25 protein-coding genes are annotated in these 24,616 nt (G+C 32.3%); 16 read left to right on the top strand and 9 right to left on the bottom strand.

Annotation, left to right across the window (positions count from 1 at the left end):
* Positions 1-80: 80 nt before the first annotated feature.
* The 5 genes from Q0829_RS20960 to ruvX all read right to left on the bottom strand — a co-directional run bounded on the left by Q0829_RS20960 (position 81) and on the right by ruvX (position 3,902).
* Positions 81-1,724 (bottom strand): CTP synthase, encoded by a 1,644-nt coding sequence (locus tag Q0829_RS20960; protein ID WP_298546607.1) that lies wholly within the window; start codon positions 1,722-1,724, stop codon positions 81-83.
* 211 nt (positions 1,725-1,935) lie between these two features.
* Positions 1,936-2,355 carry a DUF5606 domain-containing protein gene (locus Q0829_RS20965; RefSeq protein ID WP_298546609.1) on the bottom strand — a complete coding sequence of 140 codons (420 nt, stop codon included), beginning with the start codon at positions 2,353-2,355 and terminating at the stop codon, positions 1,936-1,938.
* Positions 2,356-2,467: 112 nt separating this feature from the next.
* Complete coding sequence (def, locus tag Q0829_RS20970) at positions 2,468-3,058, bottom strand: peptide deformylase (protein ID WP_298546611.1); 591 nt, start codon at positions 3,056-3,058, stop codon at positions 2,468-2,470.
* A 55-nt stretch (positions 3,059-3,113) separates the two neighbouring features.
* Entirely contained in the window at positions 3,114-3,458 is a 345-nt protein-coding gene (locus Q0829_RS20975) for a four helix bundle protein (protein ID WP_298546613.1), read from the bottom strand.
* A 33-nt stretch (positions 3,459-3,491) separates the two neighbouring features.
* A complete protein-coding gene (ruvX, locus tag Q0829_RS20980; protein WP_298546615.1) occupies positions 3,492-3,902 on the bottom strand; it encodes a Holliday junction resolvase RuvX in 411 nt (136 codons plus the stop codon).
* Between the two features lie 125 nt (positions 3,903-4,027).
* On the opposite strand from ruvX, the gene Q0829_RS20985 reads away from it, so the two are divergent.
* Positions 4,028-4,843, top strand: coding sequence for a 2,3,4,5-tetrahydropyridine-2,6-dicarboxylate N-succinyltransferase (locus Q0829_RS20985; RefSeq protein ID WP_298546617.1), 816 nt, complete (start codon positions 4,028-4,030; stop codon positions 4,841-4,843).
* Between the two features lie 107 nt (positions 4,844-4,950).
* Positions 4,951-6,015 (top strand): glycosyltransferase family 9 protein, encoded by a 1,065-nt coding sequence (locus Q0829_RS20990; protein WP_298546619.1) that lies wholly within the window; start codon positions 4,951-4,953, stop codon positions 6,013-6,015.
* Here the strand turns inward: Q0829_RS20990 and Q0829_RS20995 are convergent.
* Positions 6,012-6,833, bottom strand: a complete 822-nt coding sequence (locus tag Q0829_RS20995; RefSeq protein WP_298546888.1) for a glycosyltransferase family 2 protein — start codon at positions 6,831-6,833, stop codon at positions 6,012-6,014. The genes Q0829_RS20990 and Q0829_RS20995 overlap by 4 nt on opposite strands.
* 169 nt (positions 6,834-7,002) lie before the next feature.
* Here Q0829_RS20995 and Q0829_RS21000 point away from each other — a divergent pair, with 169 nt between their 5' ends.
* The 5 genes from Q0829_RS21000 to Q0829_RS21020 all read left to right on the top strand — a co-directional run bounded on the left by Q0829_RS21000 (position 7,003) and on the right by Q0829_RS21020 (position 12,989).
* Entirely contained in the window at positions 7,003-7,764 is a 762-nt protein-coding gene (locus tag Q0829_RS21000) for a glycosyltransferase family 2 protein (protein ID WP_298546621.1), read from the top strand.
* Between the two features lie 178 nt (positions 7,765-7,942).
* Positions 7,943-10,318, top strand: a complete 2,376-nt coding sequence (locus Q0829_RS21005; protein WP_298546624.1) for a TonB-dependent receptor — start codon at positions 7,943-7,945, stop codon at positions 10,316-10,318.
* Between the two features lie 10 nt (positions 10,319-10,328).
* A complete protein-coding gene (locus Q0829_RS21010) occupies positions 10,329-11,195 on the top strand; it encodes a DUF4249 domain-containing protein (RefSeq protein WP_298546626.1) in 867 nt (288 codons plus the stop codon).
* A 10-nt stretch (positions 11,196-11,205) separates the two neighbouring features.
* Positions 11,206-12,246, top strand: a complete 1,041-nt coding sequence (locus Q0829_RS21015; RefSeq protein WP_298546628.1) for a histidine kinase — start codon at positions 11,206-11,208, stop codon at positions 12,244-12,246.
* On the top strand, positions 12,243-12,989 hold the full coding sequence (locus Q0829_RS21020) for a LytTR family DNA-binding domain-containing protein (RefSeq protein WP_298546629.1): 747 nt from the start codon (positions 12,243-12,245) through the stop codon (positions 12,987-12,989). The genes Q0829_RS21015 and Q0829_RS21020 overlap by 4 nt, the downstream gene beginning before the upstream one ends.
* 14 nt (positions 12,990-13,003) lie before the next feature.
* Here the strand turns inward: Q0829_RS21020 and Q0829_RS21025 are convergent, their stop codons facing one another.
* Genes Q0829_RS21025 through Q0829_RS21035 form a run of 3 tightly spaced genes read right to left on the bottom strand, consistent with a single transcriptional unit; the run spans position 13,004 to position 15,570 of the window.
* Positions 13,004-13,780, bottom strand: a complete 777-nt coding sequence (locus Q0829_RS21025) for a lipopolysaccharide kinase InaA family protein (protein WP_298546631.1) — start codon at positions 13,778-13,780, stop codon at positions 13,004-13,006.
* A gap of 23 nt (positions 13,781-13,803) precedes the next feature.
* Positions 13,804-14,610: a glycosyltransferase family 2 protein gene (locus tag Q0829_RS21030; protein WP_298546633.1), complete on the bottom strand. Its 807-nt coding sequence runs from the start codon at positions 14,608-14,610 to the stop codon at positions 13,804-13,806.
* A gap of 12 nt (positions 14,611-14,622) precedes the next feature.
* Positions 14,623-15,570, bottom strand: a complete 948-nt coding sequence (locus Q0829_RS21035; protein WP_298546636.1) for a hypothetical protein — start codon at positions 15,568-15,570, stop codon at positions 14,623-14,625.
* A gap of 108 nt (positions 15,571-15,678) precedes the next feature.
* Between Q0829_RS21035 and Q0829_RS21040 the strand changes: the two genes are divergently transcribed.
* The 9 genes from Q0829_RS21040 (at position 15,679) to Q0829_RS21080 (ending at position 24,569) form a co-directional block, all read left to right on the top strand.
* Positions 15,679-16,320 carry a class I SAM-dependent methyltransferase gene (locus tag Q0829_RS21040; protein WP_298546638.1) on the top strand — a complete coding sequence of 214 codons (642 nt, stop codon included), beginning with the start codon at positions 15,679-15,681 and terminating at the stop codon, positions 16,318-16,320.
* A gap of 24 nt (positions 16,321-16,344) precedes the next feature.
* On the top strand, positions 16,345-17,331 hold the full coding sequence (locus Q0829_RS21045) for a glycosyltransferase (protein WP_298546639.1): 987 nt from the start codon (positions 16,345-16,347) through the stop codon (positions 17,329-17,331).
* A complete protein-coding gene (locus tag Q0829_RS21050) occupies positions 17,331-17,900 on the top strand; it encodes an L-threonylcarbamoyladenylate synthase (RefSeq protein WP_298546641.1) in 570 nt (189 codons plus the stop codon). The genes Q0829_RS21045 and Q0829_RS21050 overlap by 1 nt, the downstream gene beginning before the upstream one ends.
* Before the next feature lie 8 nt (positions 17,901-17,908).
* Complete coding sequence (locus tag Q0829_RS21055) at positions 17,909-19,339, top strand: HD domain-containing protein (RefSeq protein WP_298546643.1); 1,431 nt, start codon at positions 17,909-17,911, stop codon at positions 19,337-19,339.
* Positions 19,340-19,536: 197 nt separating this feature from the next.
* Complete coding sequence (locus Q0829_RS21060) at positions 19,537-20,565, top strand: COX15/CtaA family protein (RefSeq protein WP_298546645.1); 1,029 nt, start codon at positions 19,537-19,539, stop codon at positions 20,563-20,565.
* A gap of 56 nt (positions 20,566-20,621) precedes the next feature.
* On the top strand, positions 20,622-21,131 hold the full coding sequence (locus tag Q0829_RS21065) for a hypothetical protein (protein ID WP_298546647.1): 510 nt from the start codon (positions 20,622-20,624) through the stop codon (positions 21,129-21,131).
* Positions 21,115-21,537 carry a four helix bundle protein gene (locus Q0829_RS21070; RefSeq protein WP_366893731.1) on the top strand — a complete coding sequence of 141 codons (423 nt, stop codon included), beginning with the start codon at positions 21,115-21,117 and terminating at the stop codon, positions 21,535-21,537. The genes Q0829_RS21065 and Q0829_RS21070 overlap by 17 nt, the downstream gene beginning before the upstream one ends.
* A gap of 57 nt (positions 21,538-21,594) precedes the next feature.
* Positions 21,595-22,653: a nucleoid-associated protein gene (locus Q0829_RS21075; protein ID WP_298546649.1), complete on the top strand. Its 1,059-nt coding sequence runs from the start codon at positions 21,595-21,597 to the stop codon at positions 22,651-22,653.
* Between the two features lie 347 nt (positions 22,654-23,000).
* Positions 23,001-24,569, top strand: a complete 1,569-nt coding sequence (locus tag Q0829_RS21080; protein WP_298546651.1) for a hypothetical protein — start codon at positions 23,001-23,003, stop codon at positions 24,567-24,569.
* The last annotated feature ends 47 nt before the right edge of the window (positions 24,570-24,616 follow it).

The raw sequence follows: 24,616 nt of genomic DNA on the forward strand, positions 1-24,616 counted from the left end.
TATAAAAAAGCCTCTACCTAATTATTTAGAAAGGCTTTCTAAAATTATATTACTTTTTTTATTGTCAATTATCTAGCCACTTAAGATCCTTGTGCCACTTTGGCATCTTTCTTACAATTAGAATATTCTACAGCTGCTTTTATAAAAGCAACAAATAGTGGATGAGGATTAGCAACAGTACTTTTATACTCTGGATGATATTGTACACCAACAAACCAAGGATGTTCTGGGATTTCTACAATCTCTACCAAACCAGTTTTAGGATTGGTTCCTGTAGTTCTCAGTCCTGCTTTTTCTAACTGTTCTTTGTATTGATCATTATATTCATAACGATGACGGTGACGTTCTGCAATTAAAGACGCTCCATAAGCTTCAGATACTTTACTATCATCTGCTAATTCACAGTCCCAAGCTCCTAATCGCATGGTACCACCCATGTCAGTGATGTTCTTTTGTTCTTCCATCAAGCTAATAACCGGGTTCGTAGTATTTTCATCTACTTCTACAGAACAAGCATCTTTCAATCCTAAAACATTACGCGAATATTCTATTACGGCCATCTGCATTCCTAAACAAATCCCGAAAAAAGGTAATTTATTTTCTCTGGCAAACTGTACTGCTTTTATCTTACCTTCTATACCTCTTTCTCCAAAACCTGGTGCTACTAATACACCATCTAAATGCGCTATTTTATTTGCTATAGTTTTATCATCAATATATTCTGAATGTATACTTTCTACATTTACCTTTACCTCATTTTCTGCACCGGCATGTATAAAAGCTTCTAAAATAGATTTATAAGAATCTTGTAATTCCACATACTTCCCAATAAGACCAATGGTTACTTCACATTTTGGATTTTTATGTCGTTTAAGGAAATCATTCCATTTATCTAAATTTGGAACATTATCATCTCTTAATACTAATTGTTTTAATACTACGGCATCCAATCCTTCTTCGAGCATCAAATTAGGCACATCATAGATAGTAGATGCATCAATAGACTGTATAACGGCTTCTTGTCTTACATTACAGAACAAAGCAAGTTTTCTACGCAGATCTTCTGATAACTCATGTTCTGTTCTACAGACTAAAATATCAGCTTTTATACCGCTTTCCATTAATGTTTTCACACTATGTTGTGTAGGTTTTGTCTTCAGTTCTCCTGCAGCGGATAAATATGGTATTAATGTAAGATGGATCACTAGAGCATTCGTATCTCCTAGTTCCCATTTAAGTTGACGAACAGCTTCTATATAGGGTAAAGATTCTATATCACCAACAGTTCCTCCTATCTCAGTAATTACAATATCATAATCACCACTTTTTCCTAGAATCTGAATTCTTTCCTTGATCTCATTTGTAATATGTGGTACGACCTGAACAGTTTTCCCTAGAAATTCACCACGGCGTTCCTTTTCGATAACACTCTGATAAATTCTACCTGTAGTTACATTATTAGCTTGTGATGTAGAAGTATTAAGGAAACGCTCATAATGCCCAAGATCAAGATCTGTTTCTGCTCCGTCATCAGTCACATAACACTCTCCATGCTCATAAGGGTTTAATGTTCCTGGGTCAACATTTATATATGGATCCAGTTTCTGAATCGTAACTCTGTATCCTCTTGCCTGAAGCAATTTTGCCAAAGAAGCTGCTATAATTCCTTTTCCTAATGAAGAAGATACGCCTCCGGTTACAAAAACATATTTGGTATTAGCCATGTAAACTTAACTATTTGTTCGGTTGTGTTTAAATTTTGCGCAAAAATACAAAGAAGTACCCAAACAGTGTATTGAAAATAAAGCAATATTTATAGAACTTATTCATAATCCCTTAACAGCATAAAAAACTGATAATGAATTATTAAACACTAAATAAAAAATCCTGTCTAAATATAAGACAGGATTTATTCACTATAATAAAAATTAAATTTTATTCTTCTTCTTCAGAAGCTACCTCTTCTGGCTCATTGAAATCAGTAATTCCTTTGGCTTGTAAAATATTATACCACTGTATTACTTTCTTCATATCACTAACGTATACTCTATCTTCATCATAATCAGGCAACACTTCACTAAAATATGATTCTAATTTATTTTTAGATTCCTTATGACTGATGGATTTTTCGCCATTTTCTTTTTCCTGAATTCTTTTAAAAATTTCTCTTAGAGGAACTTCTTCAGTAAAAGTATAGATAGCAATTTCACTAAGAATACTCACATTGTTTTGTATACTAACGGATAATCTTTTTCCGTCTGCTAACGATTCTGCAACAAATCCGTTACGTGTTTGTGCTTTTAATTCGTATAAACCTGGTTTTCCAGAAATTGATAATATTTTGTCTAAGCTCATAAATTTCTTTTCAAAGTTGGCAAATATCAGCAGTTCATTTTTAAAAATCAAACATTAACCAATATAAATTATAATGTAATTACTTGTATTAATTAATAGGTCATAATTCTTTTTAACGTCCTTTTTTAGCGAGTGGAAATCTCATTCTATACTCAGCATTAATTTTACCTTTAGAAATATTGGTGAGTTTTCCTTTAATTAAACGCTTTTTAAGACTAGATAGTTTATCTGTGAACAACACTCCTTCTATGTGATCATATTCATGCTGAATTACCCTTGCCGCAAGACCGCTATATATTTCTGTATGTTCTACAAAGTTTTCATCAAAATAGTTAATCTTGATTGTTTCTTTTCTAAAGACATCTTCTCGAATTTCTGGAATACTTAGGCATCCTTCACAAAAAGACCATTCTTCTCCTGTTTCCTCAACAATTGTAGCGTTAATAAAAACTTTTTTAAACCCTTTAAGCACTTCTTGCTCTTCTTCAGAAAGTTCCTCATCATCAGCAAAAGGTTCTGCATCGACTAAGAACAGACGTATCGGAAGTCCAATCTGTGGAGCAGCCAGTCCAACACCATGTGCATTGTACATAGTTTCAAACATATTTTCTAGCAATTCTGATAACTTAGGATAGTCTTTTGTAATCTCCTTTGCTTTTTTTTTCAATACCGGATCACCGTATGCTACAATTGGTAAAATCATTTAAAATGTATACTTTTTAATGGATAATGAATAATCCAAATTTATTAATTTATAATTAAAGATTTTTCGAAGCTGTTATTCTACTTGAAATAAAAATTGCCGTCAATTCTTTAGCTTCATTTAAAACTTGTTCTAATTCATTTCCATTCATTAATTTTTCATCTCTAAGAAATTCAGTCCAAAAAATGCATTCATCTGCTTCCTCAATAACAATACTTAACTTTGAAACAAAACCTTTCTTAGTTTGTGCTAAACAAGCTGCTCTATAATTCGCAGCAACTGATGTAGAGCATCTTATCAATTGACCTTCTATGTGCTTACCTAGTTTATTAGTTGGAAGACTAAGTGCTAATTTAACACATTGATGGGCAAAGTTTTTTGATCTAATCTTTAAGTTCATCTAGAGGACATATTATTCATTATACAATATCCCTTATAAATTATAAAGATAATCCTGAAGTATGATCGTAGCACTAATCTGATCCACTAACGCTTTATCTCTTCTTTTTTTCTTTGATATCCCACTGGCAATCATAGTATCAAAAGCCATTTTAGAGGTAAATCGCTCATCTATTCTTTTTACAGGAATATCAGGCAACAATTTTGCTAATTTTTCTAAAAAAGGCTGAATCAACTTTTCACTCTCCGAAGCTTCTCCGTGCAAACGCTTTGGTTCGCCAACTACAAATAACTCTACTTCTTCCTCAGTCACGTATGCCTTCAACCAATTTAATAGCTCCTTAGTATCTACTGTTGTCAATCCAGAAGCAATGATCTTGGATTCATCTGTAACTGCAATCCCACATCGCTTTCCTCCATAATCTATTGCTAAAATCCTTGCCATAACTTATTTTGTGCAAAAGTATGACATTATTATAAAATAGTTCGAATTATTAAGAGTATCCTAAAATATCTAATGAGCCTATGATTTTCCATCGAAGCTGTTATCTTTACGAAAATTTTTAATAAATGAACCAACTAAAAGAAACCATAGAAAAAGCTTGGGACAATAGAGAGCTTTTAAAAGAGTCGAGCACACAGGATGCGATAAGAAGAGTAGTCGACTTATTAGATGCTGGAGAACTTCGGGTAGCAGAACCGATAGAAGGCGGATGGCAAGTAAATGAATGGGTAAAAAAAGGGGTTGTATTATATTTCCCTATCCAAAAAATGGAAACATTAGAAGCAGGTATTTTTGAATACCATGACAAGATTCCTCTAAAAAAAGGATACGAAGCAAAGGGAATTCGAGTAGTTCCTAATGCTGTAGCTCGTCATGGGGCGTATATTTCTCCTGGAACCATCTTAATGCCTAGTTATGTAAATATTGGCGCATATGTAGATGAAGGTACTATGGTGGATACTTGGGCAACCGTAGGTAGTTGTGCACAAATTGGTAAAAACGTTCACCTTAGTGGTGGTGTTGGAATTGGTGGCGTATTAGAACCTTTGCAAGCCGCTCCTGTCATTATAGAAGATAATGCTTTTATAGGATCCAGATGTATTGTTGTAGAGGGTGTTCGTGTAGAAACCGAAGCGGTACTTGGTGCTAATGTAGTATTAACTGCTTCCACAAAAATTATTGATGTAACGGGTGATACGCCGGTAGAAAGAAAAGGAGTAGTTCCTGCTAGATCTGTAGTGATCCCTGGTAGTTACACGAAGAAATTTGCTGCGGGCGAGTATAATGTTCCTTGTGCTCTTATTATAGGTAAACGTAAAGAGAGTACCAACAAAAAGACTTCGCTTAACGATGCGCTTAGAGAGCACGATGTAGCTGTTTAATTATTCATATTAAATACCGTCACATTGAGCGGAGTCGAAATGTAATGCTTCTCGACTCCGCTCGAAATGACACATTTAGAATTCAAAACTAATCCATAGGTCCGCAAATGAAAATACTAGTCATTCAGCAAAAAATGATAGGCGATGTGCTTACCAGCACTATTATTTGTGAAGCACTAAGGAAAGAATATCCCGAAGCTACTATTGATTATCTAGTAAATTCCAATACAAAACCTGTCATTCAGGGAAATCCATTTTTCGATCATATTATTGAATTCAAAAATGAATATCGCGACAGTAAAAAGGAATTCTATTCTTTTTTAAAAGAAATTAAAAAGTCAAAATACAATTTGGTTGTTGACGCCTATGGTAAATTAGAAAGTAATCTTATTTCTTACTTCTCTAAAGCTCCTAAGAAAGTATCTTTTTACAAATGGTACACTAGATTTTTGTATTCTAAAGTCATTCATAGAAAACCTGAACCGATTACTAATGCCTCTATAGCCATTGAAAACAGGTTAAGATTGGTATATCCTGAAGATGCAATTACTTCCAATATCATTCAACCTAAAATATTTCTAACAGAAGAAGAAAAGAACACATCTAAATCATACTTAAAAGACAATGATATTACCGCCGAGAAACCGTTGATAATGATTAGCGTTCTGGGAAGTGAAATGAGAAAGACATTACCTTTTGACTATATGGCAAAGGTTATTGATGAGATTGTTAAAACAACGAACGCGAATATTCTATTTAATTATATTCCTAGTCAGGAAAAAGACGCAAAAGCAATTTATGATTTAACTACAACAGACACTAAAAAGCATATTCATTTTAAGGTTTTCGGGAAAAGTTTACGCGAATTTATTGCAATTCTTTCTCATTGTGATGCCCTTGTTGGAAATGAAGGTGGCGCCGTTAATATGGCCAAGGCACTGGATAAACCAACATTTACCGTTTTCTCTCCTTGGATTATTAAAAAAGACTGGAATATGTTTGAAGATGGTGCAAAACATGACTCAGTACATTTGTATGATTTTAAGTCTGAATTGTATGGTGATAAAACTCCAAAAGAAATGAAAGATAAGGCATTAGAATTATATAAAAGTTTCACAGCAGAGTTAATTATTCCAAGTTTAAGGTCGTATCTTCAAAATTTAAAACTTTAATCTTTTTCAATTCCAAAAGGAGTTCTAATTACTTTATCTTTTTTAGTAACTTTTCTTATCGCATTATTTTTGGTAATCATTTCGGGCTGCACATATCCTCTTTCGTGGTAGAGATGCAAGCAAATAGCACTATATCGGATCTGTTTTGCTTTGATACCTAAATTAAATAATCGTTCTCCTATCTCCCTATCTTCTCCTCCATATTGCATTCGTTCATCAAAACCATTAACCAATAAAACATCTTTTTTCCAACCAGAAACATTCATTCCGTCCCAAGTAGCTTTTGTAGGAGTTATAAAATTAAGAAAGCGTTCTTTAAATCCTGAGGAAGTTAATTTATTAAGTTTAAACGAAGGTTTAAGTCCATGAACTTTTAACCAATTTACATCAAAACATTTTTGATTCTCTATTTCATCATTAGAAATTAGCTCTGAAATATCTTTTGGCAACTTAAAATAACCTCCTGATAAAAACCAACCTGATTTTCTTAAGCGTATATGTGTTTCCACAAAATCTTTTCTGGGCACACAATCACCATCAGTAAATAACAAATAATCTGCTTTGGCAAGCGGTATCGCTTTATTTAAAATTTCCGTTTTCCTAAATCCTTGATCTTCATGCCAAATATGCTTTATTGGAAATGTAGCTTTTTTAGAAAATTCTGAGATCACTTTCTCCGTATCTTCTCCAGAACCATCGTCTGCAATTATCACCTCGAAGTTATTGATACTCTGGCACTCATACCCAAATAACACTTTTTGCAACCATGCTGGTTGATTATAAGTACTTATGATTACTGTTATTACTGGTAATTGCATTGCCGTAAAAATAGTTATTTTTGCGAGTAAGTTATTCAAAAATAAACTTTACTGTCATTTCGAGCGGAGTCGAGAAATAGTATTGTTATAGGGAATACGTTTCGACTCCGCTCAATGTGACGGGATATTCTTGAAATAATTTTAACATCAATCATTACAAAAAAACCGAATGGTTAAACTATCAGCTGTTATTATCACTTACAATGAAGAAAAAAAAATAGAGAGATGCTTGTCTTCTTTAGTCGGTGTTGTTGATGAGATTGTGGTTGTAGACTCTTTTTCTACTGATAGAACAGAGGAAATCTGTAGACAGTTTAATGTCAAATTTATAAAACAACAATTTTTAGGATATATAGAACAAAAGAATTTTGCCATTACACAAGCTTCTAATAATCATATCATATCCCTTGATGGCGATGAAGCCTTATCTTGCGAACTTCAGGATTCTTTGATCAAACTAAAATCTAATTGGATACACGATGGTTATTATATGAACAGATATAATAATTTTTGTGGACAATGGATAAAACACTCAGACTGGTACCCCGACAAAAAGCTAAGAGCTTTTGTAAAGGGAAAAGGAGAATGGCAAGGCATCAATCCTCATGACTCTTTTAAGTTAACCAATCCAAAAGCTGTTTCTAAATTGACAGGTGATATCCTGCATTGGAATTACGCCACATATCAAGAGTTCAATCTCAAAACTGATAAGTTCTCAACCATTTCTGCTCAATCATATTATGAACTTGGTAAAAAAGCACCTATCTGGAAAATCATTGTTAATCCAACTTGGGCATTTTTTAAAGCTTATTTTCTAAGATTAGGATTTCTAGACGGGTTTAATGGTTTTGTAATATGCATACAAACAGCGAATATTACTTTTTTAAAATACTCTAAACTTAGAGAATTGATTAAACGAAAGAGCAGCTAAACAGATCGTTTTAAGCAGATTACCCATAGATATTGTTACCAAGACCTCTTTACTTGAATATTCACTCAGTTAAAAAAATAGTGGCTTATCAGATTTTTTCAAGGCTCATCCTAATTTCTAAAATGTAACGAAGCTTCTCTTATAGTTTTGAATAAAAATTATTTAAAACTGTATTCGTATGACTAAAAGATTTGTATACCTGCTCTTTTTATATACCCTTGGAACATTTGGACAAGAAGAACTTACCATCAGTGGATATATAAAAGATATTAGTTCCGGAGAGAAATTACTCGGAGTTAATATTATTATTGATAATTCTATAGGAACCACAACAAATGATTATGGTTTTTATTCTATAAACATAGAAAAAGGAACTCATCAGATCGAAATCAGTTATTTAGGATATAGAACTATTCGCAAAGAAATTCTGATAACGAATAACCAAAAATTAGATTTTGATTTATCAGAAGAATTAGCCGAGTTGGATGAGATTATTATTTCATCTAACAATACAAGAAAAAAAATAGAATCTACTGAGATGAGTGTTATATCACTACAAGGAGAAACTATCAAAAAAATGCCTGCCATTCTTGGTGAACCCGATGTGTTAAAATCTTTGCAACTATTACCTGGAGTGTCTAGCGTGAATGAAGCTTCATCAGGATTCAATGTACGAGGTGGTTCTGTAGATCAAAACCTAATATTACTTGATGAAGCTACTATCTATAATGCGTCACATTTATTCGGGTTCTTCTCGGTATTCAACTCCGATGCTATAAAAAATGCAAAACTATACAAAGGAGGAATTCCAGCTACATATGGAGGAAGGTTGTCGTCAGTACTTGATATAAAGCAAAAAGAAGGAAATACTAAAAAATTTGGAGGAAACATTGGAATAGGTCTTATTTCTGCCAAAGCATTAATAGAAGGTCCTATTTTAAAGGGTGATAAAGAAGAAGCTTCTGGAAGTTATATGTTAGCCGGTAGAAGATCATACATAGATCTATTTTCATTCCTTTTAGAAGATTTCGAAGACAGTTCCTTATTCTTCTATGACTTTAATCTAAAAGCGAATTATGACCTTAACAAAAATAATCGACTATTTCTTTCCGGGTATTTCGGAAGAGACACCTTTGAACTTGATGGATTATTAGGAACAACCTGGGGAAACTCATCCGGAACTCTTAGATGGACAAGTGTTATCAACGAAAAGTTATTTCTACAAACTTCTGCCATTTTCAGTAATTATGAATATAATCTAGACAATCTAAGAACTGGTTCAGAATTTAGATGGAAATCTAGTATCACCAATTATAATCTAAAACCCAAACTATCATGGTACATCAACAATAATAATACCCTTAAAACTGGTATTGACATGACTTACTATCAATTTAAACCTGGGAAAATATCTTCTCTAAACGGTTCTAGTATCAACGAAGAAGAGTTTAGTGACAAGTTTGGTTTAGAAAACGGAGTTTACGTGGATTTAAAACAAAAATTATCCGATAAATTTAGTGTTCAATATGGATTAAGATGGTCTAACTTTTTTAGACTAGGAGCTCAAGAAATACGTGAATATGAAACAGGAACTCCTTTAACCTATAACGCTGAACAGGATATTTATGAAGAAAATGAAGTTATAGGCACTACACAATACGGTTCGGGAGAGAATATAAAGTCATTTAATGGAATAGAACCTAGAGTATCTGCAAGGTATTTATTAAATGACTCTAATTCTTTTAAATTAAGTTACAACAGAATGTATCAGTATTTGCATCTAATCTCCAACACTACCTCTCCTACTCCTCTGGACGTATGGTCTCCAAGTGGTCCATACATCAAACCACAATATGCTGATCAATTAGCAATAGGATACTTTACATCATTTAATGAAGGAAAATATGATTTAAGCCTCGAAACATATTATAAGAAACTTAACGATGTTACTGATTTTATCGATGGAGCAGATCTAATATTTACTGAAGAAATAGAAACTCAGATTGCACAAGGAGACGGAAGAGCATATGGGTTAGAAGTACAACTAAATAAAAATGAAGGTAGACTTACGGGTTGGTTAAGTTATACCCTTGCCAAATCAGAAACTAAAGTTCTTGGCATTAATAATAATGAATATTATCCATCCAATAGTGACCAATTACACGAATTAAATCTAGTAGGATTCTATAAGCTGAATAAAAGATGGGATTTTGGAGCAAACTTCGTTTTTGGTTCAGGAAGACCAGTAACCTACCCTACCGGAAGATACGAACAAAATGGATTAGTAGTAGCTGATTACAATAACAGAAATGGAAATCGATTACCCGCCTATCACAGATTGGATATATCAGCTACTCTAAATCCTAAAAAAGGTAAAAACGGCAAATGGGTATTCAGCCTGGTAAATGTCTATAACAGACAAAACGCAGCTTCCATTTACTTTAATGAAGTTGGAGAAATTGGAGATCAGGAAGTAGCTACCGGAATGACCCAAGCAACCAAACTATCTTTCTTTGGCATTGTCCCGAGTATATCGTATGAATTCAAATTTTAAAAAACATCAAATGAAAAATCTATTTATAACATCCTTAATAATCATCTCATTATTTTTCTTATCGTGCGAAACAGACGTAACTAATGATATCACACTTAATGAAAGTACTCCACGTTTAGTCATCAATGGTGGATTAGAAAGAAACACTATAACTCCATTGACGACACAGCGAATTCAACTAACTACGACTGCTTCGTTTTTATCTACAGAAGAATTACCGTTTGTAGATGACGCATCTGTTATTGTAACAAGCAATACTGATTCTTGGGAATTTACTCATACATCTAATGGAGTTTACGAAAACTCCGACATAATTCCTGAAATTGGAAATACCTATACCATCACCATAAACTGGAATGGGGAAACCTATGAAGGATCTGACAACATATCAGAAGTTCCATCTTTTGATAATTTCTATTTTGAATTTGAAGAAGAAACTATTGCAACAGATGAGGGGTATTTTGTGAAGTTTGACACCACAGACCCTGCCAATATATCTAACTTTTATTATTACCGCCTTTTTAAAAACGGTGAATTTGTAATCGTTCCAGATCCTGGAAACAGTGAAGTTCTAATTGTTTCTGATGAATTCTTTGATGGAAGACAACGTATTGGTGTAAACCCAAATGACGAAGTACCTTTTGAAATTGGTGATATAGCAACAGCACAACAATTATCCATATCTGAAGAATATTTTGATTTCCTCAATGAGTTGTTTGTACAAACCGGAAATCTAGGCAATCCAATAATTGGCAACCCTCCACCAGCATCAATCCGAGGAAATTTAATAAATTTAAGCAATCCAAACAATAGAGCTTTAGGATACTTTTATGCTGTAGATATAGAAGAAGATACTATAACCATTACGGAAAACTAAAAATAAAACATTGAACACTAACCGAATATATTTTTATCTATTCATTGTACTTCTGTTTAATGGATTTCATCTTATTAGTGAAATTTATACCTCGAATATACAAGAAGGTATATGGGAAACATTTGTATTACTACCAATTAGTTTCGTTTTTACACTAGTAATTTTTTGGTCTAGATTATATTTAAAAGAAAAAATTATTCCTAAAATTATTGATATAGAAAATAGATCTCAATTTTTAGGTATTTGGACAGTAGTTATTTTTTTAAAAACAGTTTTTTTGACGTTTATGTTAAAGGGTATTTCGTCTGCATTATTTAATGATGACGATGATATTAATGAATCGTTTTTTGATTTAGGTTTTTGGTCCATTTTATTAATCAATTTTTCTGTTATCGCTTTTGTATATTTTGTTGAGATTTTCCTGGAATCACAACAAGAAAAACAAGACATCAAAATTAAACTCACACAATACCAAAGTGAAAAATCAATAGCACAGTACATGGCTTTAAAAAAACAGTTAAATCCTCATTTTTTGTTTAATAGTTTTAATAGCCTATCAGGTTTAATAAGTACTGACACTAAAAAAGCAGAATATTTTTTACAAGAGTTATCTAATGTTTATAGATATAACTTAACACAAAGCGAAGAAGTTGTTGTTCCATTAAAAAAAGAACTAGAATTAATCAATTCTTATATCTCTCTTCAAAAAATCAGATTTGGAGATAATATAATATTCGAAAATCATTTAGAAGAATCACAGCTTCATCTACTAATTCCTCCGATGACGTTAGAATTACTATTTGAGAATGCAATCAAACATAATATTATAGAAAACAGTAAGCCATTAAAAATATCAATTATAAGTCAAGAAAATAATATTGATGTAATTAATAATTTTCAACCAAAAAGTAATGAGTATGAAAAATCCCTTGGTATCGGACAGAAAAATCTAGTTAATCAATATAAGATGTTACATTCTTTAGCTCCTACATTTAAGATAATAAATGATAACTACATCGCTTCAATTCCATTAATTGAGCCAGAAATATGATAAAAGCAATCATTATAGAAGACGAAAGTATTGCAGCTATGCGACTGCAAAACCTAATTCAAGAAGTAAACGATCAAATTATTATCGTAAAGATACTTACTTCTATAAACGAGTCTATCCAGTATTTATCGACTAAAAAGCCTGATCTAATTTTTCTGGATATTAACTTATCTGACGGATATTCTTTCGAAATTTTTAAAATATTAGATATCAAAACACCAATTATTTTTACAACAGCTTATTCTGAATATGCTATTAAAGCTTTTGAACAGAATAGTATTGATTATTTACTGAAACCCGTTGCCAAAGAAGCTTTATTAAAAAGTATTGATAAATTCTTTGAGTTAAATAAAAGCCAACTACCAGCATATAAAAATCTGTTTCTTCATAACGGAAAAGAATACAAGAAAAGATTTTTGGCAAAACTAAATAACAGCCTTAAGACAATCGAAATTGATGAAATTGCTTATTTCTATAGTGAGGAAAAATTAACCTTTGTTGTGCTTTGGACCGGAAAAAAGATTCCTATTGATTTTTCACTAAAAAAACTAGAACAAGAACTTAATCCCTCCGATTACTTCAGGATAAACAGAAAATATATGGTTCATCTAAAATCAATAGAACAAATGTATTACACCTCAAAATCAAGAATAAAAGTATCGCTAAACCCAATAGCTACGGAGAGTAACATTTTTGTTGCCATAGAGAAATTGGGGAAGTTTAAAAAATGGCTTTCCTTATAATTTAAGGAAATGAACTAATCCCTATATTTCTTTTTCCAGAAAAAGATCTTTCGTTTCAGCTTACGTTTGCCGTGATAGCGATTCTGAAACTCCTGTGTGTATTGCCACATCAATTTAAAGATTTCTGACTCTTTTTCTCCGGTGCATTTCGCATATTCGTTGCTCATTATCTTAATCATGGATTCATGAATTGTTAAACGCGCAAAGTTTTTTATTCTGGTTTCAAAACTCATTTCACCAAATTCCATTCGGTTAAGATCAACCAAATAAAATTCATATCCATTTTTTATCCTCTTAATTAGTGTATTACCAGGAGAGTGGTCCAAAAAGTTAATTCCATTTTTATGCAATTCATATGTAAACCTGGTAAAAGCTCTCAATATATCCTCATGATCCGCAATACTGAAATCTGTAGTCAATTCTCGATACGTCAAATCACATTCCACCAACTCACTTACATAATAACTTTTTTTAAACAAAAAGGGAGTTGTTCTAATGTCATATGCAATAGGAAAAGGTGTTTTAATACCTGCTTCTAGTAGATTATTGGCATACATATAAGAACGCTCTGCTTTAGATTTTCTAAAAAATCGATATGCAATCTGATTTATGACATTAGGTATTTTGAAGGATTTTATAGCATACTTCTTATCATTTAGGCTTACTATCTTAATCACATTACGTTCTGCATCGCCCAGTATCTCTTTATAATTCTCAAAATCTCTAATAGCCTCTTTTACTAGCGGCTTCAAATCTATTTTGGAATTATGTACTACAAATCTATTTGGCATATATCTATATAATTGGAAAAACATTAATTGTCTTTCAAATACTTATCAATTCCGTTTTCACACCTTTTAATTCTACCTTCAATGGTTTTATTTTGGATCTCATTCCCTTTCTCAGGGTTTTCTAATACTGCTTTTTTATGATAAATATGAAAACAAATTCCTGCAAATTTTAATCTTTTAGGCATTACTCCCAGAAAGGTCAATCGCTGTCCAAAATCATAATCTTCAAAACCCCAACCTAAAAAATCTTCATTGTATCCATTAATCTCAATTGCATCTTTTCGCCAGTACGACATATTAGCTCCTCTTAATTTTGTAGAGATAGCTTCGTCTGGTTTTCTATTTTTATATACAAAAGGCAAATACAACATCCTCATACGTTTTTTGAGTCCGCCAGAAAAAATATTCAAATTCGCTTTCTTTTCAGCCATTAGCTGCAAAGATTTTTCCTTGGTAATCGTAACTCTAGTACCATAAAGAAACATTTTATCCCTACGTGCATTCAGATGATCTTTTACAAAATGTTTATGAAGAATAATATCTCCATCAATTTGTATAATATAATCTGATTTGATTTTTGCTATCGTCTTATTAAGAATTAAAGTTTTGGTAAAACCATTATCCTCATGCCATATATGGTGCAGTGGTACAGGGAAATTCTTTTTATAGTCATCTATTAATGATCTAGTCTCTTCTGCAGAACCATCATCAGCAATCATGACTTCTGTTGGTAAAACAGATTGTTTCAAAACACTAGCTAATACTAAATCCAATGCTCCGGGCCAATTATAGGTAGAAATCAATAAAGCTACACTTGAGTGGTTTTTCATACTTTTAAATTTCTAAAATCCAAAGACTTCATTTACCCATAACGGTAAAGTATATCTATCATAGATTTCTTTTGGAATTGGCTCATATGGAGTTTCAAAAAAAGATTTAGGAATCTCTATATTCTTTTTATCCACTATCAAAATATTATTTGGATTATAAAAATCATAGGTAGCAATATCCTTATTCGTTGTAATCAGTTTTTTAGAAAACCCCATACTTTCAAAAACCCTAAAGGTCAAACCAGATTGATTCTCACGATGTACATCCAATAAAACGTTAGACTGCGCTATCAAACCTTCTACCTGCTGTAGATCCATAGTTTTCTTGGTATACACAATATGGGTATCATCTGTATGCCCTTCGTTTTTGCCTACAATTACAATTTTATAATTAATATCTATCTTATCTAACGCCCTAGCTATATTCTGAATCACAACATCTCTTTTTCCAGAAGAACTAATATTGAAAACTTCCTGTTCTAGAGTTTCTTCACTTGATAACTCTTCTTTATAAATAAAATTAGTGATAAATGAAAAGTTGAAACGTTCTACATCATCCTTTTCGAAAGAAAATGCCTTATCAAATTCATTATAAATCTTTGCTATCTTGGGAGATCTTTTATAATTATCATTAAAAAAACCAAGTAAATTATCGGTGTAAGGACGTATCTTTTTTATAAAATCGGGGTTCAAAAAATCACCTTTAATAATCAATATTTTATCTTGATGCCCGTTCTTGTTTAGTTCCTCAAGAATTTTTTTCTCCAAAAACTTCTTTTTTATGTTATATTTAAAAAATAGTTTTGCAAAGAAATTAAAAACCTTATGAAAAAATGAAGGATACTTATAGCGTAGCTGGTAAAAATTGATTTGACACACCTTTATTCCTCGACGCTCTAATTCTTTGGCAATAAATTGATTAAAACCCCAATTATCCAGGCTGATTAATGTAACTTTCATATAAATAAATATTGTACAATATTAAGAATTATAATAAAACAACAGTATAGTTTTAGTTTAAAACTGACTAATAATAATTTTCTCTAACACAAAAAAATAAACAGATCGATGGATTACGATAATAAACCCGATAATTATTTTAATAACGCACGTCACGAAATGTTGGATTTTCTTCCTGAAAACACTAAAACTTTATTAGATGTTGGATGCGGAGAAGGAGCTTTTGCATCTTTCATTAAAGAAAAACATCAAACGGAGACTTGGGGAATTGAACTAATGCAAGAAGAGGGAGAAAAAGCAAAGCAATTACTTGACAAAGTTTTTATCGGGGAAGTAGAAAATTTTATCGATGAGCTTCCTGATGAGCATTTTGATGCTATCTATTTTAATGATGTTTTAGAGCACCTTGTAGATCCATATATGGTGTTGGAGAAGATTAAAAGCAAATTATCTAAAGACGGAGTAATCATTAGCTCTATCCCTAATATGAGATACCATAGTGCCTTAAAAAACTTAGTTCTTAATAAGGACTGGGAATATCAGGATCATGGAATCATGGATAAGACACACCTAAGATTCTTTACAGGAAAAAGTATAGCCAATATGTACACCCGATTAGGATATAAAATCATAACACACAAAGGCATCAATAAAACAAAATCTATTAAGCCTTATTTCTACAATCTTCCATTCTTTTTTACCGCAATGGATATGCGTTATTTACAATATGCAACTGTTGTTAAAAAATAACTCCTTAATTTACTATACTAGAAAATGAATATACTTATAGAAGATAAAACCGCCGTATTACCAGCAAAAAAATATGGTGGAACTGAACGAGTAATTTGGGGACTTGGTAAAGAACTATCTAAATTAGGGCACAAAGTTTACTTTCTGGCAAAAGAAGGATCAACTTCTGACTTTGCAACTGTACTAACATATGATGAAAGTAAAACCCTGCAAGATCAAATTCCGGCAGATGTTGATGTAGTTCATCTTTTTAATACGTTAAACCAAACTGTTGGTAAACCCTATATCTTTACTATGGAAGGTAATCCATCACCAGATCAGTTATTGGATATTAATATGGTTTTTGTATCTGGAAATCACGCAAAAAGATATGGGTCTACTGCGTTTGTTTACAACGGAATCGATTGGGATGATTATCCAGATCCCATATTAGATAATGACAGGAAATATCTTCATTTTTTAGCTAAAGCTTCCTGGAAAGTAAAAAATCTATTCGGAACTGCAGATATTGCTCTGAAATCAGGAAACAAACTGCATGTTATGGGTGGAGAACGATGGACCTTTAGAAATTTTAAAAGAGGTTTGAAATATATCTTAAATAAAAATATCATTTTTCACGGAATGGTCGAAAATGATAAAAAGATGGAAGTTGCACAACATTCCAAAGCTCTGGTTTTTCCTGTTGTTTGGCATGAACCTTTTGGAATTGCAATTACAGAAAGTATGTATGCAGGTTGTGCCGTTTTTGGAACTCAAAACGGATCTTTACCTGAATTGATAACACCAGAAGTCGGTTATACAGGTGCCAACTCTGATGATATCGCAAAAGCCGTTAGGGAATTTGACTACAACCCAAAAAGATGTCACGAATATGCTGTAAAATATTTTAACTCTAAAGTAATGACAGAATCATATCTTAAGCTATACGATAAAGTTATTTCAGGAGAAACGATAAACAAAGAAGTTCCAAAATATATTGATCAAGAAAATATAGTGCCTAAATTCAACTAATGGAAGATCATAGAGAAGAAATAGAGAAAACAATAAATATCCTTAAAAAAGGAGGACTAATTCTATATCCTACAGACACTGTTTGGGGAATTGGTTGCGATGCTACTAACGCAGAAGCTGTTGACAAAATTTATGCACTAAAACAAAGAGCGGATAGTAAAGCTATGTTATGCCTGGTAAGTGATTTCAAAATGCTTCAGCAATATGTAGAAGAAGTTCCGGAAGTGGCATATGATATATTAAAATATGCTACCAAAGCAACTACTATAATTTATGATAGACCTTTGCGCGTAGCAGAAAACCTGATAGCAGAAGACAATACGCTAGGAATTAGAGTTGCTCGTGATCCTTTCTGTGGAAAACTCATTAGAAAATTTAAAAGACCGATTGTTTCAACCTCCGCCAATATTAGTGGAAAATCTACACCTCGAAACTTAAAAGAAATAAGCAAGGAGATTTTGGAAGGCGTTGACTATGTTGTAAATTTGCCTCTGAAAAACAAAGATGCTAAACCTTCTTCAATTATTAAAATAGGAGGCGATAGTACAGTGAAAATTATTAGGAAGTAAATTGATTCATGTCGGAAGCTAAGAATTACAAAGAAGCCTTACAACATTCTGTTTTTAATACCATAACGCAAGCATCTGCAAACCTCCAATTGGAAAGTTACGTTATAGGAGGTTTTGTAAGAGATTATATTTTACAAAGAGGTACTGCTAAGGATATTGATATTGTAGCTGTTGGCAGTGGTATCGAATTAGCAAAAGAAGTTTCTAAATTATTACCAGGTAACCCTAAAATTCAGATTTTCAAAACCTATGGAACGGCCATGCTTAAAGCGGACGATATTGAGGTTGAATTTGTGGGAGCCAGAAAAGAATCTTATAGAGAAAATAGCCGTAATCCAATTGTAGAAAATGGAACATTACAAGACGATCAGGATAGAAGAGATTTCACGATCAATGCATTGGCATTAAATCTTTCTAAAGATAGTTTTGGTGACATTTTAGATCCTTTTGACGGTCTTACTGACCTAAGAGCTAAGGTTATCCGTACACCATTGGATCCAGATATTACGTATTCTGATGATCCTCTTAGGATGATGCGAGCCATTCGTTTTGCAACGCAATTAAATTTTAAAATTGAAGAGAAATCTTTAAAAGCAATTACTAAAAATAAAGATCGTATCAAAATCATCACCAAAGAACGCATTGTTGATGAATTGAATAAAATCTTATTGAGCGAAAAACCATCTGTTGGTTTTCTTCTATTAGAAAAAACTGGGCTATTACCTTATATACTACCAGAATTAGTTGCACTAAAAGGTATTGACGAGGTCGAAGGGCAAAAACACAAAGATAATTTTTATCATACATTAGAGGTTGTAGACAACATTTCAGAAAATACTGACGATGTATGGTTGCGCTGGGCAGCTTTATTACATGATATAGGTAAAGCTCCTACCAAACGATTTAGTAAAAAAGTAGGCTGGACATTTCATGGTCACGAGTTTGTTGGTTCTAAGATGGTTTTCAAATTATTTAAGCGTTTAAAAATGCCTTTGAATGACAAAATGAAATTTGTTCAGAAAATGGTATTAATGAGTTCACGCCCTATTGTTATTGCATCGGATGTTACGGATGCTGCAGTAAGAAGGCTGGTCTTTGATGCAGGTGATTATATTGAAGAGCTAATGACTCTTTGCGAAGCAGATATCACCACAAAAAACCCAAAACGTTTTAAGAAATATCATAATAATTTTAAGATTGTTCGCCAGAAAATGGTAGAAGTAGAAGAACGTGATCATATTCGTAATTTCCAACCACCAGTAAGTGGAGAAGAAATAATGAGCACATTCAGCATCAAGCCATCACGCGAAATAGGGATTATTAAAGAAGCTATTAAAGAAGCTATTTTGGAAGGAGAAATACCAAATGAACACGAAGCAGCATACCAGTTTATGATTAAAAAAGGAGAAGAACTAGGGTTAATGGTTAATGGTTCATAGTTCTAGGTTAGTTCTTTGGATAATCATATTTTGAACTGTAAAATGAAATTTTTGAAATATTAAACAGAACTTGTTATTCCAGCCTATGCTGGGATCCAAAATGTAGTTACGTTTTGAACCATATATAATGTAGATTCTAGCCTGCGCCGGAATGACAAAAATTCTAACAAAAAAGACTGAACTTAGATTCTTAATTCATGAAAAAATATTTCAGACCACTCGTTATCACATCTATAATACTGATTTATTTAATCATCATTGCAGGAGCTGTAGTTAGAATGACAGGATCTGGAATGGGATGCCCAGATTGGCCGAAGTGTTTTGGATATTATATTCCTCCTACTGAAGAATCGCAGATTCAGTGGAAACCTAATTATCAATATCAGGAAGGTTTTATTGTGATTCTGAATGAAGAACTGAGAATTGCAGCTAAAGATTTTACATCTTCTTCCACGTACAACCCAAGCAACTGGGAATCATATACAAAACATGATTATGCTAAATTTAATGTCTGGCATACCTGGATTGAATATATCAATAGATTGGTTACCGTACTTTCAGGGATACCTATATTATTGATGTTTATTCTATCATTATGGTTTTGGAAAGAAAAACGAAAAATCACACTATTTGCTGGTATTACTATTATAGCTATGGCATTCCAGGCTTGGTTAGGTAAAATTGTGGTAGACTCTAATTTATTGCCGCTTAGAATCACCATTCACATGTTGGTAGCATTCATTATTTTAGCAATATTATTATATGTTCTTTTCTTAACAAAAGACAGAATTAAATCTCTAGAGTTTAGCACTACTTTTAAAAGTATTTTACTCTTTTCTGTGATTCTTACTTTAGTTCAGGTTGCATTAGGTACACAAGTACGTCAATACGTGGATGAACAAATAAAAATAGTTGGCGAACTATCAAAATCGGAATGGTTAAATCCTCCTACATTCACTTTTTACATCCATAGATCATTTTCTATTATAGTAGTCCTTGTTAACGCTTGGCTTATTTGGTATAACAAAAAAATGCAATTCGGTCTATCTAAATTAAATTGGGTTCTAATACTAATTGGTTTAGAAGCATTAACTGGTATATTGATGTACTATTTTGATTTTCCATTTCTATCACAACCATTACATTTAGTATTATCTTCTTTATTGTTTGGAGTACAGTTTTACATTATGCTAGAAGTGTATAAAAATAAAGCTATTGAAGTCTGAAAATTTAAAATAGTCAGAAACAAGTTTGTATCTTTGTCCATCCAAATTAATCAAGAATGATTTACCGCTTCAGAATTATCCTGGACACAGAAGAAGATGTATTTAGGGATATTGAAATAGAGCAAGATGCTACGTTAGAGCAATTTCATAACGTAATCAACCAATCTTTTGGTTTCGATGGTATGGAAATGGCCTCTTTTTATACTAGTGATGAACAATGGAATCAAGGAGAAGAGATCTCTCTTTTTGATATGAGTGATGGCAATCAGCCAGTAAGATTGATGAATGAAACATCACTGATTGATGTTGTTCATGAAGCTTCTCCCAGATTGATTTATATATATGATTTTCTTAGTATGTGGACTTTTTTGGTAGAACTTGCAGAAATCGCCGAATATGAAAACGGAAGAGAGTATCCAAATGTCATGTATATTCACGGGCAGATACCCGATAATGCGCCTGATAAAGAATTTAAAGCAGATGGTTTAGACGAAAATGACGAAGACGAAGGTTTCCTAGATCTTGACGACTATGATGAATTAGGATTTGATGAAAATTGGAATTAATCTTAAAGAATCTAAGTTACAAAGTCTAAATTTAAAAAAGCTAATATTGAGTACCTATCGGGATCTGAAAATATGGCAAAAATCTATGGTTTCGGTCAACAATATTTATCTGGAAACAACAAAGTTTCCGAAAGAAGAAATATATGGCTTAACTTCTCAGATAAGAAGAGCCTCAGTTTCAATTCCCAGTAATATTGCAGAAGGTTATGGTAGAGAGAGTAAAAAAGAATATATTCGGTTCCTAAATATTTCAATTAGTTCATTGTTTGAAGTTCAGACGCAGTTAGAAATCGGAAAAAATCTTTCTTTTTTAAAAGAAAATAATTTTAATTCGTTATACGAAGACACTAGAGAAATAGAGTGCATGCTATCTAGCTATATCAAAAAATCAAAGATTCTTAATTAAATTTATATAATTAAATCTTTGATACTTTGTAGCTTTGCTTCTCTGTAACTAAAAAATATGATCAACTTATACAGCACCCAAATAGAATCGCTTTCGATTCACAGAATAGGAAATAAAAGTAGAAACGAGAATATATTTCTCTCTGATTCTCCTTATGCTCTCAATGATGAATTAACAGCTTTATTGAAAGAATACTTCTTCAAACCCTTTAGAGAAAAAGAAGAAAACTATTTTCAATTTTCAAATGAAGTTGATGTAGAATTTAATCCGCTGTATAAGATTGTTACTGAGATTTTTAATAACCCGTCTTCCGCTCATGAAAAGTCCAAGCGAATTGCTTCTTTGTTATACGAGCAATCGCAGCATCCACATATTAAAAGTGGTGAAGTATACGTCACTTACCTAGAAAACCTAACTATAGATAATGAAAAAACGGCTGCTATAGGAATTTTTAAATCAGAATTAAAATATGACTTCCTTCAATTTGAAGAAAAAGGAAGTGATATAGAATTATTACATCAACAAGGTGTAAACCTTAACAAACTTGATAAAGGATGTTTAATTTTCAATCATAAAAAAGAAGAAGGCTACAAAATTCTTTCTGTGGATTCTAACCGTTATGATACTAAATATTGGTTAGAACATTTCTTAGGAGTTGAAGCTTTTGAGGATGAAAACTTTTATACCAAAAAGTACATGAAATTCTGTCAGGATTTTGCTAAAGATGTGGTATTACCTGCAGAAGATAAAAAGGAAGAAGTGATGTTTATGAACCGAGCGGTGAATCACTTCGCGAAAAATGATACGTTTGAAGAATCTGCTTTCCTAAATGAAGTCATTGACAATCCAGATCTAATTCCAGAATTTAAACATTACAAAACAGAAAAAGCTCCAAAATATCATATCGAAGATCTCACAGAGTTCCCAATTGCTAATACGGCCGTATCTGCCGCAAGAAAAAAAATCAAAAACACCATTAATCTAGATACAAACATCCAGATCAAGATGGATTTTATCAATCCAGAATCTGCAGAAAAATTTGTAGAAAAAGGTTGGGATGAAGAAAAACAGATGTATTATTATCTGGTATACTTTAATAAAGAACAGAAGGATTAAAAATATATTAAACTGGAAGTCAGAGGTTAAAATTGAATTGAAACTTCTGACTTCTTTGCTTACACTTCACTCTTATATAATCTCAGCTCTCTAAATTTAGTGTTCTTTAAATAACATCCATTTTCAAAATCGGATATTGGATCTCCTACACCCAACTCCCATTTATAGACAAACTATGTGTTTTATCTTTTGATACGGTAACACTACAAATCTCTATGCATTATCGCCTTGATTAAAAAAACTTCATTTTTCATGGTAACAATTGGTAATCTCAAGACACGTATATAAAAGCACTATAAAATTTTATAGAGTTATTGTGCTCTAAAAGACAACTATTAAAAGTAATCATGAAAAAAAACAGAATCATATTATCTCTAATTTTAGGGATCGTTTTTAGTTCTTATGGACAAACTAATAAAATTGAAAATACCGGTAACGTAGGTATTGGAACGACAAGCCCTTTATCACCTTTACAAATCAATTCAAATTCTGATGATGTTCTAACATTTAAGACCCTAGATAACAATTGGTTATACACAAATTGGATGGATAACACCAATAAAAGAAGAACTTGGATGGGATTAGGTTCTGATTTATCATCATTTAACATTACTACACAAAACGGAACTAACAAAATACTCTTTAACGGAGGTAACGTAGGTATAGGAACTACAAATCCTGGAGCAAAACTACACGTAAATGGTAACATTAGAGCAACTCAACATGTAACAGTTGATAAAAATGGTAGCTATAGGGTAGCATTAAATGCTGGAGCGGATGGCTACATTTATGGAAGAAATGATGCGGTAGAACATAAGTTTTTAATTCACTCCAATGGAAGCTCCTATTTTAATGGAGGCAATGTAGGTATTGGAACAAAAAATCCTAGTGTTGCATTAGATGTATCTGGAACATCCAAAGGAATTAAACTAGGAGACACGAATGGTAATTTGCTTTTTAGAAATAATGTGGGTGGTGCAAATGAAATTAGAAGTTACGGATTGCCATTAGAGATTGAGACCAGAGATACTCAAGACATTTCTTTCAACAGTAATAATGGAAATTCCAAATTAATGACCATTAAAGGAGATGGGAGTGGAATTGGTATTGGAACAACAAATCCGCAAGAAAAACTTCAGATCGGGAATACATATACTTTTCACGATGGTGGACATAAAGTTATAGGTTTTTTGTACAAACCATCCGGTGGAGTTGATTTAGATCCTTTACAATACTCAAGTGAAATAAGGTTTGATCCAGTGAATGGTAATTTTTTCTTAGGAACTTCTAATACTGTCACAGCAGGTCCTACTGCAAGATTATCAATTAATAAAACTGGTAATGTAGGTATCGGAACTACAAATCCTTTAGCAAAACTAGACGTACGAGGAGTAATTAAAACATCACATTCTGATGGTAGATATGTAAACCTTTTCACCTCTGGAGACGGAAATAGTTATATAAATATAACAGGTGGATCTGCTACTTCTAGGTTCGGTTTTCAAGTTGATGGAAGTAGTAAAATGTCTATAATGAAAAATGGAAATATCGGTATTGGAACCGCAGATACCAAAGGCTTTAAATTAGGAGTTGCCGGAAAAATAGCCGCAGAAGAGATTAAAGTAGCTTTATACAATGCCTGGCCAGATTACGTTTTCGAAAACAACTACAACTTACCAACCTTACAAGAAGTAGAACATCATATCGCAGAAAAAGGACATTTAGAAAACATTCCTTCGGCTGCAGAGGTAATTGAGAACGGTATACAATTAGGAGAAATGAATGCAAAACTGCTTCAAAAAATAGAAGAACTAACGCTCTATATGATTGAGCAAAATAAAAAGACTGAAAAGCTTATCAAAGAAGTAGAAGTTTTAAAACAAAAAAATGCTGATTTAGAGAAAAAAATTAAGTAGTCCTTTAGTCATTGAGTATGTGAGTTCTTAAACTAATACCTTAAAAG

Origin of the sequence: uncultured Aquimarina sp., assembly GCF_947492405.1 — a bacterium.
Lineage (GTDB): Bacteria > Bacteroidota > Bacteroidia > Flavobacteriales > Flavobacteriaceae > Aquimarina.